The 13,169-nt window shown below is 45.8% G+C and carries 9 protein-coding genes; 7 read left to right on the top strand and 2 right to left on the bottom strand.

Annotation, left to right across the window (positions count from 1 at the left end):
• Positions 1-286 precede the first annotated feature (286 nt).
• Positions 287-1,633 carry a dicarboxylate/amino acid:cation symporter gene (locus tag MHN00_RS13495; protein WP_014949187.1) on the bottom strand — a complete coding sequence of 449 codons (1,347 nt, stop codon included), beginning with the start codon at positions 1,631-1,633 and terminating at the stop codon, positions 287-289.
• A 114-nt stretch (positions 1,634-1,747) separates the two neighbouring features.
• Between MHN00_RS13495 and MHN00_RS13490 the strand changes: the two genes are divergently transcribed.
• Positions 1,748-4,297: an Ig-like domain-containing protein gene (locus tag MHN00_RS13490; RefSeq protein ID WP_061485672.1), complete on the top strand. Its 2,550-nt coding sequence runs from the start codon at positions 1,748-1,750 to the stop codon at positions 4,295-4,297.
• Positions 4,298-4,375: 78 nt separating this feature from the next.
• On the opposite strand, the gene astB is transcribed toward MHN00_RS13490, so the two are convergent.
• On the bottom strand, positions 4,376-5,716 hold the full coding sequence (gene astB, locus MHN00_RS13485; protein ID WP_239301440.1) for an N-succinylarginine dihydrolase: 1,341 nt from the start codon (positions 5,714-5,716) through the stop codon (positions 4,376-4,378).
• Between the two features lie 395 nt (positions 5,717-6,111).
• Between astB and topA the strand changes: the two genes are divergently transcribed.
• From topA to fdhD, 6 genes are all read left to right on the top strand, one after another.
• Entirely contained in the window at positions 6,112-8,766 is a 2,655-nt protein-coding gene (gene topA / locus MHN00_RS13480; protein WP_039229698.1) for a type I DNA topoisomerase, read from the top strand.
• Positions 8,767-8,905: 139 nt separating this feature from the next.
• Positions 8,906-9,457 (top strand): DUF2058 domain-containing protein, encoded by a 552-nt coding sequence (locus MHN00_RS13475; protein ID WP_239301438.1) that lies wholly within the window; start codon positions 8,906-8,908, stop codon positions 9,455-9,457.
• A gap of 346 nt (positions 9,458-9,803) precedes the next feature.
• A complete protein-coding gene (locus tag MHN00_RS13470; RefSeq protein ID WP_239301436.1) occupies positions 9,804-10,643 on the top strand; it encodes a leishmanolysin-related zinc metalloendopeptidase in 840 nt (279 codons plus the stop codon).
• 206 nt (positions 10,644-10,849) lie between these two features.
• Positions 10,850-11,761 carry a LysR family transcriptional regulator gene (locus tag MHN00_RS13465; protein ID WP_014976308.1) on the top strand — a complete coding sequence of 304 codons (912 nt, stop codon included), beginning with the start codon at positions 10,850-10,852 and terminating at the stop codon, positions 11,759-11,761.
• Positions 11,754-12,392 (top strand): molybdenum cofactor guanylyltransferase, encoded by a 639-nt coding sequence (locus MHN00_RS13460; protein ID WP_239301434.1) that lies wholly within the window; start codon positions 11,754-11,756, stop codon positions 12,390-12,392. Before MHN00_RS13465 ends, MHN00_RS13460 begins: the two co-directional genes overlap by 8 nt.
• Positions 12,382-13,164, top strand: coding sequence for a formate dehydrogenase accessory sulfurtransferase FdhD (fdhD, locus tag MHN00_RS13455; RefSeq protein ID WP_156078253.1), 783 nt, complete (start codon positions 12,382-12,384; stop codon positions 13,162-13,164). Before MHN00_RS13460 ends, fdhD begins: the two co-directional genes overlap by 11 nt.
• Positions 13,165-13,169: the final 5 nt, after the last annotated feature.

The following is a 13,169-nucleotide window of genomic DNA, read 5'->3' as shown; positions in this document are numbered from 1 at the left end:
AGGTGACACAACAAAGAGTACGGACATTTTAAACTCGCCCTTCGGGAAGGTCTGGCAAGCTTCCTAGCTTCATTCTGGGAATTTGAAAGGGAACAGCCATTCCTGCATTCCCACGCTTTGCTAGGAAGCTTGCCAGCGCCTTCTGAGTGGGCAATTATCTATGCGGATTGGTATAACGGAGCAAGCAACTAACTAAAAAGGCCAGCAATTGATGCTGGCCTTTTTTAGTTTGCGACTGCTTCTGTAAACTCATATGTAAATCGAGCTACAGAAGCTTTTGTAGTCGTTATTTATTCTTTTCAAAATGTTCGAAGTCCACATCTTCCTGCTTCAAACCGGCTTTAGGATCGTTATAAACGCTTTCGTCCAATGCTCCTTCGCTTTTAGCTACAATGCACGACACCATACAGTCGCCTGTAATGTTTACCGCAGTGCGTGTCATATCCAGCAGTCTGTCTACACCGATAATAAGTGCGATCCCTTCAACCGGTAGGTTCACTTGCTGCAATACCATAGCTAGCATGATAAGGCCCACACCTGGCACACCAGCGGTTCCGATAGAAGCAAGGGTGGCGGTAAGTACTACCATCATATAGTCGCCAAGGCTTAAATCGACAGCGTAAACCTGGGCAATAAAGACCGTGGCAACACCTTGCATTATGGCCGTGCCGTCCATGTTAATTGTTGCGCCTAGCGGCAGGGTGAACGACGATACCGAGTTACCTACGCCAAGCTTGTTTTTCGCCGTTTCCATAGTGACGGGCAAGGTAGCGCTACTGCTTGAGGTACTAAATGCGAATAGCGCAGCGTCACGCATTTTCTTCATCAAGATAACAGGGTTTAATCCTGATAAAGCTTTTAGCAGCACTGAGTAGGTTACCAGGCCGTGAAGGATTAACACGCCAAATACTAAGAAGAAATATTTCGCCAGGCTCAGAATTGTTTCGCCACCAATAGTGGAGAAGAGTTTCGCCATCAACACGTACACGCCGTATGGCGCTAAGTTCATGATGATGGTTACAAGACGCATGATTACCGTATTAATATCTTCAAAGATAGCGGTAAGACGCTTGCCCGCATCACCTGTCATCGCCATAGCTATACCAAACAGTACGGCAAACACAATGATCTGTAGCATGTTGCCCTGTGCCATTGAGTTAATTGGGTTGCTTGGGAACATGTTAACGATAACGTCAGACAGGCTAGGGGCCTCTTTCGCTTGGAAGGTAGTTTCTGTTGTTAGATTTAGCCCATCACCCGGAGACACCACTAAAGCTATACTCATGGCTAGTGTTATGGCAATGGCGGTTGTGACAACATAGAGTCCGACTGACTTTGCGCCAAGTCTTCCCAATTTACTAGGGTCAGACAGTGTGCTGGTTCCGCAAATTAAGGAAACAAACACAAGAGGAACCACAAGCATTTTTAAGCTGGCAATAAATATTTGGCCGAGAGTGGAAAATATACCTTCTACAAGAATGTTATACGTTGAGAACTCTAAACCGAATATCGAAAAAGTAAAATCTCCGCTATCATCAAACAATAATTGGAGAAAGACACCAGTCAAGATACCGGCAGCCATGCCGATAAAGATGCGGGCGGTTAAACTATATTTATGTGCAGATGAAGACATTAATGTTCCCTGTGCATTTTTATATTTTTAATCTTTCGTAGTGTGCCAGATTCAGTTGATTTTTAAACATAAAAAACGACGCAATTGTCAATAAAAGAGGTTCAGGAACGAATTATGTCGACATTAGCGAAAACGCTAAGCCTAATTAGCGCATTATTTATGCTAACAGCATGTGGTGGGGGCGGTTCATCAGTCTCTCGAGATAACACGGACAACGGAAGCGGAGACGGCGGTACCACATCACCAACCTATTCAATCGCTTTAACACTGGAAAATGAAAGTGGAGCAAGCGACAACAGCCTTTCTGAAGACAATAGTCTGTTTGTTGTTGCGACCGTGTCAGATCAAGATGGCAATCCGCATGCAGACGCGTTACTTACCTTTACGCTAAGCAATGAACAACTAGCCGAGTTTGGCAACGACACGGGAACGGCGCGTACAAATTCAAATGGTGTAGCCCGATTACGCCTTAATGCCAGCACGGCTTCTGGAGATGGCGAAATTACCGCTGCGCTCGGTAGCGGCGAAACGGGAACTACTACGTTTTCAGCCACAGCGGTGACAAGCACCGACCCAACCACAATAAGTGTATCGCTAGCCTTACAAAATGCAGCTGGGGAAGCAGACAACAGCTTATCTTCTAGCAACGCATTGGTTGCACTGGCAACCGTGACCAATTCTGAGGGTGAGCCTCAAGCCGATTTGCTCCTAACTTTCTCATTGAGCAACGATGATTTAGCGACGTTTTCTAACGATACTGCCACTGCACTGACTAATGCTGAAGGCGTAGCGTCGATCGGTATGTCGGTGGGAAGCGCATCAGGGGATGGTGAAGTAACGGCTACTTTGCCAACGGGTGAAGCGGATTCAACTACATTCAGCTCTACGGGCAGTACAACGGTAAGTGAAGAGCCCGCGTCACTGGAGCTTTATGCTAACAGTATTCAACTCGCCTCAAGCGGTAGTGATGAAGTTGAGTTGATAGCACTGGTTAAAAATGAACAAAGTGTGCTGATGGAAGGGGTAGAAGTAAGCTTCTCTGCCGCATCAGGCGATGGGGTTGAACTTCAATTAACTCAACCAGAAACCGCCGCAGATGGTACAGCGCGCGCAATATTAACGTCTCAGAACGATGCGTCAAACCGCACCGTCACCATTACAGCAGGTGCAGGCAGCCTTACGCAAACAGTTGAAATTACCATTGCTGGTACAGAAGTCACCATCAACGGTGCATCGTCAGTTATTTTGAACGACAGCGTAGATTATACAATTCGTGTTCAGGACTCTGACGGAACATCAATTCTCAACCAAGACGTAGTGCTAAGTGCGGTTAACGGAACGCTTAGCAGCACGACTGTTAATACGGGCGCAAACGGACAAGCGACAGTGTCTTACACTGCATCAACGTCTGGCGAAGATACTATCACTGCGGCAGCACTTAACGCTGAGACAAGCTTTACGGTGCAAGTTCAGCAAGACGAATTTAACTTTGTCAACTTGCCTACAGAGGAAGTGCCGCTAGGGCAGACCCAAACTATTACGGTCCAGTGGCGTCAAGACAACACGCCTGTGGTGGGTCAGAATGTTACCTTTAGCGCGTCACGTGGTGTTATTGCGGGCAACGCAACTGTAGTGACCGATGCAGAAGGGCAAGCGAGTATTGATATCAGTGCGAATAATGCTGGTATCTCTTCAATTACTGCATCAGCGAGTGACGGAAGTGGAAATGTGTTGGTTTCAGCACTCACTCAGATTGAGTTTATTGCTACCACACCTCACACACTGATTGCCGATGCATCACCTGACATCATTGGCCCTGACGGTCAAACCAGTACCATCAGTGCAGTTGTTCGCGACGTTGATGGAAACTTAGTGAAAAACAGTGTGGTTAACTTCTCTGTATCTGACGTATCGACCGGATTTGTATCACCTTCTCAGGCAACCACCGACAGCAAGGGGATAGCGACCACCGTCTTTACTTCAGGATCGGTATCGACTCAAGACGCGGTAGTGGTTACTGCGTTTGTTGCTGACGACCCAGCCATTGACGACGAGGTTGTGTTAACAGTGGGCGCACGTGCTTTTGATATCTCGCTAGGAACGGGTAATGAGCTTGAAGAAGCCACATCGACTTCTTACCTGAAGCGCTTTGGTGTGTTTGTATCAGATTCTGCAGGTCAGCCCGTTAGTGGCGTCAACCTGACTGCGTCAGTTGCGCCGGTAAAATACGTAAATGGCGGTGAATATAGAACCGGCTTTTGGGTATTCGACGATGATGCTTCTCAATGGGTTGCAATAGTAAATCAAAACTGTGAAACCGAAGACGTTAACGACAACGGTATTTTGGATACAACGCCAAGAGATGAAGATACCAATGAAGACGGTATGTTAACTCCTGGATTAATTGGGACCATCGCGTTTGCCAACGGTGCAGCGGTGACAGATGAGAATGGTTACGCGGAATTGGAATACCGTTATCCTCGCAGCTATGCAATCTGGTATGACGCTGTCATTTCAGTGTTCGGACAGTCTACAGGCAGTGAAGCAAGTGCGAAGATGCGTTACACCCTAAGTATCTCTGCTGACGACGTGACGGATGAAGGGGCGTCACCGCCGGCTAACCCATTCGGCGTAACTGATCAGTGTACGCTGGTCACACCATAAAGAGTTTATACTTAACAAGTAACAAAAAGCCGGCTTATAGCCGGCTTTCTTTTTCGCTTAATTTTAATCAGACTTAACTTATGCCTGTTGGAATGGGTAAACCGAACCAATTTTAAGGATTTGTGTAAGCTCATCAAGCGCAGTACGAGATTCAATTAGCAGCTGCGGATCGCGCAAGTCATCTTCACCTAATTCATCGCGATAGTGCTTGTCGACCCAAGTGTTTAGGCGAGCGAACTGTGTATCGTTGATTAACGTATTTTGATTAACTGCGGCAAGTTCTTGGTCATTCATCGCAACGCGCAAACGCAAACATGCCGGACCACCGCCATTACGCATGCTTTGTTTAACATCAAAATAATTAACCGACTTAATGGGCGTACCCAGAGTTACCAGCTTGTCTAAATAACGCTTAACGGCTTCATTTTCCTCACACTCAGTTGGCGCGATGATGGTCATATCGCCGCTTGGAAGCGTTATTATTTGCGTATTGAACAAGTAGGTTTTCACTGCATCTTGCACTGATACTTCGGCAGTCGGCACTTCAATAAAATGCAGCGGTTCGCTACCAAATTTAGCTTGAAGCTCTTTAAATCCAGCGTCTTTTTGATAAAACGCTTGCTCGTGGAAGAACAGTACATTCTGGTTGCCTACGGCAATTACGTCGTTGTGGAATACGCCCTGATCGATAACATCTGGGTTTTGCTGCATGTAAACTACGCCATCGTCGTCTAGACCGTGTAAGCGAGCTACTGCTTGGCATGCTTCTAGCGTTTGGCGAGCCGGATATTTTTTCGGTGCTGGTTTGCTGGTATCAAATGCATGACGACCATAAACAAACAACTCTACGCCTGCCTGACCATAGTTGCTGCAAAGTCGCGTGTGGTTAGCTGCACCTTCGTCACCAAAATGCTCGTTATCTGGCAGGTGCTGGTGATGAGCAAAGTGCTTTTCATTGGCAAATGTACCACGCAGGATATTGCCTGTAACCTGAGGCTCTAGTGAACGATGGAACTTGTTGGTTAAGTTTGCAGGGGTAAAGTGAACGCGACCATCGGCAGTATCGGCACTAGGAGACACAGTGGCGGCATTTGCAGTCCACATGCTACTAGCAGAACAACAAGCAAGGAAAATCTCGCGAGATTGCTTTGCAGCGCTTTCTAGCACGCGAGCATCAGAGCCTGTGAAGCCTAATCGGCGCAGTGCGGCGATGTCAGGACGCTCTTGTGGGGCCAACACACCTTGAACCATTCCCATATCGGCCAACGCCTTTGCTTTGGCTAAGCCTTGCTTTGCAGCTTGTTTTGGACTGCTCTTTGCGTTTGCGTTGTTCAGGGAAGCGACATTGCCAAACGACAAACCGGCATAGTTATGGGTAGGTCCTACAAGACCATCAAAGTTAACTTCAAACTGCTTCATACTTTCCCTCATTCTTGGAGTTTTGGCGCTTGACCCTATATGTTACTTTTCCATACGCACTGCGATTAATTTAATAGCAGCGGCAACGCTTTCGTTCTTTTACAGGGACAAACGATGCACTTCTTCACACCTGAACATGTTGTCAGGCTAGGTTGGAATGGCTGGCATTATACGGCTTTTAAGGCCAATGCCAATCGCACTGTTTATTTATTGTACAGTTTTTGCGCGTGTTTAAAGCAAAGGAAAGAATAAGTATGAAGAAGATCTTGTTTTCCATTCACTTTGTAGATATATGTTAAAAAAGAGCGAGTACCCTATATATAGTGCAAGGTTGCTCCAATTTTCAGAATTTGACGTAAATAGTCATTAAAAATCAATAGGTTTAGTTCAATTATATGGCAAAATCACTGGTCATAGTCGAGTCACCAGCCAAAGCGAAAACGATAAATAAATATCTCGGTAAAAATTTTATCGTAAAAAGTTCGGTTGGCCACGTGCGAGATCTTCCGACGAAGGCTTTAGGCAAAGTAGAGCCTAAAAAACCGGCTAAAGAACTCAAAACTTTAAGCGAAGAAGAGCGTCAAGAATATCTTCGCCGTCACGAATATTTGAAGCTTGTAGACAGAATGGGTGTGGATCCAGAGAAAGACTGGAAAGCCCACTATCAAGTGCTGCAGGGTAAAGAGAAAGTCGTTAACGAACTTAAAAAGCTTGCTAAAGATGCTGACACTATCTATCTCGCGACCGATTTGGACCGCGAAGGGGAAGCGATTGCATGGCATTTACAAGAGCTGCTAGGTAAAAAAGACAAAACTTACCAGCGAGTGGTGTTTAACGAAATTACTAAAAACGCGATTCAAGATGCGTTCTCAGATCCGGGCGAACTAAATATCTCTCGCGTCAACGCCCAGCAGGCTCGTCGATTCCTAGACCGTGTTGTAGGCTTCATGGTATCGCCACTTCTGTGGAAAAAAATTGCGCGAGGCCTCTCAGCAGGGCGAGTTCAATCGGTAGCGGTTAGACTTGTTGTAGAGCGTGAGCGAGAAATTAAAGCGTTTGTACCTGAAGAGTTTTGGGACGTACACGCAGATTTAACGAGCCAGCAAAAAGCGGCACTGCGCATGCTGGTAGCAAAGCACCAGGGCAATGCGTTCAAGCCTAAAAACAAGGCCGAAACTGATAAAGCGCTTGCTGACTTAGAAGGGGCTAACTACACGGTAGAAAGCCGCGAGTCAAAGCCTACGCAAAGTCGTCCTTCTGCACCATTTATTACCTCAACGCTACAACAAGCGGCAAGTACTCGATTGGGCTTTGGTGTTAAGAAAACCATGATGATGGCACAGCGCCTTTATGAGGCGGGCTACATCACCTATATGCGTACGGATTCAACCAATTTAAGCCAAGAGGCGTTGGACAGTGCTCGTGCGTATATTTCAGATAATTTTGGTGACAAGTACCTGCCTGATTCGCCAAATCGCTACGGCAGTAAAGAAGGTGCGCAAGAGGCGCACGAAGCGATCCGTCCTTCAAACGTGAGCATAAGTGCTGCAAGTTTAGGCGATATGGAACGCGATGCACAGCGTCTTTATGAGCTTATTTGGCGCCAGTTTGTGGCCTGTCAAATGACTCCAGCTAAGTACGATGCAACCACTATTAAAGTGGCGGCGGGTGATTACGAGCTGACGGCGAAGGGCCGCGTACTTAAGTTCGATGGCTGGACTCGCGTTCAACCTCAGCTTCGTAAAAAAGGCGAAGAAGAGCTCATGTTGCCTGATGTACAAAAAGGCGATGTGCTTGACTTAAAAGCGCTTGATCCTAAACAGCACTTCACAAAGCCTGTAGCGCGATTTAATGAAGCTTCGTTGGTAAAAGAGCTTGAAAAACGCGGTATTGGTCGTCCATCGACCTACGCCAGTATTATTTCGACGATTCAAGATCGCGGCTATGTGCGCTTAGAGAACAAGCGTTTTTATGCCGAGAAAATGGGCGAAATCGTAAACGATCGTCTGATGGAAAACTTTGACGATTTAATGAGCTATGACTTTACTGCCAACATGGAGCAGCATCTTGATGATATTGCTGAAGGCAAGAAAGATTGGAAGGACGTGCTCAACGACTTTTACAGCGGCTTCTACGGAAAACTGTTAAACGCTGAGAAAGACCCTGAAGAGGGCGGTATGCGCTTGAATCAGGCAGTGCCTGCAGGTGTTGAGTGCGATAAATGCGGCCGTGAAATGAACGTGAGAACCGCGTCAACTGGCGTATTCTTGGGCTGTTCAGGCTACAATTTACCGCCGAAAGAGCGCTGCACAAACACCATGAATTTAACGCCTGGTGACGAAGTCGTGAAAGTGGACGATGAAGAAGAGCTCGAAACAGAAGCGCTTCGTTCTAAAAAGCGTTGTCCTAAGTGCGGCACAGCGATGGACAGTTACTTGGTTGACGAAACCCGTAAACTTCATGTGTGTGGTAACACGCCAACATGTGATGGCACCTTAGTTGAAACAGGCACATTCAAGATAAAAGGCTATGACGGCCCCATTATTGAGTGTGATAAATGTGGCAGCGATATGGAGCTTAAAAACGGTCGGTTTGGTAAATACTTCGGCTGTACCAACGAAGAGTGTAAGAATACTCGTAAGCTACTTAGAAACGGTGAAGCTGCGCCGCCAAAAGAAGATCCGGTAGATTTACCTGAGCTTCCGTGTGAAAAGTCTGACGCGCACTTTATGCTACGTGATGGCGCTTCGGGAATTTTCTTAGCGGCGCATAACTTTCCAAAGTCGCGTGAAACTCGTGCGCCGAAAGTGGAAGAACTTGCTCGCTTTAGAGATAGAATTTCGCCGAAATTCTACTATCTTGCTGATGCGCCACAAACAGACCCTGATGGTAACCCTGCAATAGTTCGATACAGCAGAAAGACCAAACAGCAATATGTGATGTCTGAGAATGACAATGGTAAAGCAACGGGATGGTCTGCGTGGTACGACAATGGCAAATGGCAGGAGCAAGCCGCTAAAAAGCCAGCGACTAAAGCCAAGAAGAAGTAACGCCTTTACATCGGAAAAGGTAAAAATAGACCTTTAATTGAAATTCACAAGCCCGACATTGCTCGGGCTTGTTACGTAGTTAAAAGACGGTAAGCGTCTGCAAAGCGTATCAATAGAAACAGAGTAACAGAGAGTAATTATGGCCTCCTTACAAGACCAACTACTGAAAGCCGGTTTGGCCGATAAAGCATCTGCAAAGCAAGCGCGTGCAGATAAACGCAAAAAACAAAAGCAAAAGAATAAGCAAAAACAACCTGTCGTTGATGAAGCGACTATTGCTGCTCAACAAGCAGCTGAAGAGAAAAAAGCGCGCTCACGCGAGCTAAACCAGCTTCAACAGCAGGAGCGAGAGAAGCGCTCAATTATTGCGCAGGTAAGGCAGCTTATTACGGTAAACAAACAACCGCGCAATGGCGAAACTTTACTTAACTTTACACACGACAACGTAGTAAAGCGTCTGTATGTAAGTGAAGAGATGCATAAGCAAGTGACAAAAGGTCGTTTGGCTGTTGTATTGTTAGATGACGCTTATGAACTAGTACCAGCCCCCGTTGCTGACAAAATTGCGCAGCGCGACGAGGCTTCAGTTATTTACCGTGCTGATTTAGATAAGAGCGGAGCCGACGGTAAAGATGAAGAAGATGATGATTGGTACGCCGATTATGAAATTCCAGATGATTTAACCTGGTAGGCCCTCAAATTCATTCTCGCAGCCGCGCTCTGTATCACAGAGCGTGGTAAGCGGGAAAGTAGACGTAAAAAATTTCAATAATTCGCCCCCTCCCTATACGTCATTGTGCCAATGGCGAATGACTTACGGTTAAGTATTCTCTGTTAAAAAATTCAACACGTTGATCTTTAGTAATTTTTACTTTTGCCGTTAACAAGCAATCTTTCTCATAACTACTTACGGCTTTCTCTACTATAGTTTTTTTAGTCCTTACCCTGTTGAGCTTTGAAATACAGCAAAGATAAACAGGCCTACGTTACTAATTTTATTTGCATCGAATGTTTTTTCTTAGTTTTGGAGGGGTGCCATGGGTGTCTCAATTAAGTGGTTCTTCAGTGTTGTGGTGTCGTTGTGTGTGTCTTTTTCAGCAAATGCAGGACTATTCAAAATTTCTATTAACGATCTTGGTGGTTTAACACCTTCACAATCCAGCGTTTTTGACGATGCAATCGCTTATTGGGAGTCTTACCTAATAGGCGTTCAAAGCGAGTTTAATCACAATATTGTTATAGATGCGAGTGGCGTTGCACTTGATGGTGTGGGTGGCGTATTGGGTAGTGCTGGCCCAACGGGTATCACTCAGCTACCAGACAGCACTTTTGTTTATGCAAATAAAGGCCGCATGCGTTTTGATACGGCAGACCTTGCTAGCTTAGAAAGTCGCGGTACGCTTTTTGATGTCATCGTACACGAGATGGCCCATGTTATTGGATTTGGAACATTGTGGACGACCGACTTTTTTATTGCGGGCAGCCAATCTAACTACGTCAGCGGTTCAGGGCGTTACACCGGAGAGTACGCTTTGGAAATTTATCGTCGCGAGTTTGTGGAAAACGCCACATTTATTCCTGTAGAACTGGGGGGAGGAGCCGGCACTGCCAACAGTCACTGGGACGAACCTTGGCCTGGTGGTTCATCAGATCTAATGACAGGGTATTTGGGGCCATATCCAATTACGTTAAGTGATACCACTGTAGCGTCGTTTGCTGATATTGGCTATTTGACTACGGTTACCCATGCAGTAAGTGAAGCCGCAACGGTATGGCTATTTCTATTTTCAATGGGTCTTGTTGTAACAAGGCACCATCAAAGGTCAACAGGCGCTAGTACACGTCGTTTACAAATTTTTCAGGCGATGTCGGTCTAGCAGCGTTGCAGCGCTTGCGCAGAACAAAATGCTAAATGTATGCTGGGCGAATAATCTTGATTGATAGTTTCTATCAATCAGCATGCACACATATTTTCGGAATTTTGGGCTTATTCTAAAAACATGCGTTTAACGTACTTACAAGTCAAGCGTTCCGTTGGTAGAATTATGATAGAAATTATCTATCATGATTAAGGTATTGGTCTTTGGATATTCGTCAGCTCCGGTTTCTGGTCGCGTTAGATGAGACGCAGCACTTCGGTAAAGCGGCTAAGTCGTGCAATGTTACACAACCCACGCTTTCTTCACGTCTTCATAATTTAGAAGATGAGCTTGGCATTCAGTTGGTGGCTCGCAACCACAGATTCCAAGGCTTTACGCCGGAAGGTGAAAGAATTTTGGCATGGGCAAGGAATATCTTAGCGGCGTGTGACGGATTACAAGCGGAAGCTGCATCGTGCAAAGGCGCCTTAGTTGGCCGACTTCGGATCGGTGCCGTTCCTCTAGCGAGTGTCGATCCTATCGACATTATTGACACCCTATCAAAACAGCACAGTGCACTACAGTTTTCCTTACAAACACATAGCAGTGAGTATATCGTTAACGCGCTACACCGTAACGAGCTTGACCTGGGTCTTTGTTACCTTGAAGGCATGAGCGCGCAACACTTCCATATTTTGCCGTTTAAAGCTACACCAATGGTGTTGCTGTATCACCCTAATCATTACTGCTTTGAGCAAGATACCCTAAGCTGGCAGTCTCTTTCATCACTGCCACTTGGGTTATTAACACCTTCAATGCATTTTAGGCAGTCAATCACGTTAAACATGGCTAATGTGGGCGTGAACAATGAGCCTGTTATTGAATCAGACTCGGTTCATTGTTTACTGCAAGCAGTGAAAAAGGGGATGTGTTGTACGATCCTTCCAACCAACGTCGCAAAGGCCAATGATGATTTAGGGCTCGCCTATGTTACTGTTGACGATGGTAAAACCATTTCGCCTTTAGGGCTCATCATGCGAAAAGGCGAACCCAGCTCTCCCATTGCAAAGCAATGCTTTGAGTTTTTAAAAGGATATGAGGAGATTTTCAATAAAGGAGGCATATGCAGTGAGTAAAGTGAATACGACACTCATCGGTTTAGTGCTTGCGGGTGGTCAATCGCGTAGAATGGGGCAAGATAAAGCACTTATGCGTTATCAGGGCCGTACTCTCATCGATAATGCTTCGTTACTTTTACAGTCTGCGAGTTGCGATAAAGTGTTAATTAGCCGCAACGCGCCAGGCTTTTTGAATGACAGAATTGAAGATGCAGGTCCGCTTAGCGGAGTACATGCTGTTTTAGACGCACTATCTCAATCTGATAATCACAATGGCAATCCTTGTGAACTACTTGTTCTTCCCGTTGACATGCCGCAGATGACGCCCGAGCTTTTGAGAATATTAGTTTCGCGAGGGCGAGAGGCTGAAAAGGCATGTTATGTGGAAAAACGCTTTTTGCCTTTCTACTTACCCGTTACGCAGAAGACCAAAGCCCTCTTAGCCAATTATCTAGTTGAGCAAAGTAAAAGACGAGTGGTAGGATTTTTAGAAATTCTCAATGCAGTTTCTCTTAAAGAAGGCGACCTCAAAAAAATAGCGCGTAAAGATGAAAGCGATAACAAAAAGCGTCTCGCAAATATGTCCAATGAAGATGGCGTAGAGTGGTTGAATGTGAATACTCCAGGTGATTGGCCACATGAAAAGTAACACTGAACAACACGCATTAGTTTTAGATGCTACACCCTATACTCAAAAGTTTGCCCTTGCCGAAGAAGTCGCTTTAAGCATTAGTTATAACGGTATTAATTATGCCGTAATGCTGATAACCCCAAACGACATTGAAGATTTCATTGTGGGCTTCAGTTTAAGTAACGACATTATCGAACATCCCCGCCAGCTTTACGGTATTGAATTGACGCATCACAAAGAACACATCAATGCGGAAGTTGAAATTGCCAATCAGGCGTTCTGGAAGTTAAAGGAAAATAAACGGCAATTGGCGGGGGCGTCGGGCTGTGGGCTCTGCGGTGTTGAGGCATTAGACAACGCTTTGCCTCAATTGACATCTATTGATGTATCGCCTTTGCCTGATGTGAGCTGGTTTAAAGGATTGCGAAGCCTTATATCTAATGCGCAAGCATTAGCTCAGCAGAGCGGTGCGGTGCATGGAGCGCTCTACATTGATGCTAAGCGCAATGTGCTGGCATGCCGAGAAGATATAGGAAGGCATAATGCTTTTGATAAATTAATTGGTGCTATCACCACCAAAAAACTCTTTCAACCTGAAGGTATTGTTGTGCTCACAAGCCGCTGCAGTTTAGAGTTGGTTCAAAAAGCGATAAGAGCTAAATTACCTTTGGTAGTGACGCTATCTGCTCCTACAGCCTTATCAGTAAAGTGGGCAAGCCGTTATGGTCTCACCCTGATCCATGTACCTAAGTATGACCCTCCGAGAGCTTACGCACCGCAAGAAAAGTAGTGCGC

Source organism: Alteromonas sp. Cnat2-8 (assembly GCF_022348355.1).
In the GTDB taxonomy this organism is placed as follows: Bacteria; Pseudomonadota; Gammaproteobacteria; order Enterobacterales; family Alteromonadaceae; genus Alteromonas; species Alteromonas macleodii.
This window is presented reverse-complemented; position numbering and strand designations above follow the sequence as displayed.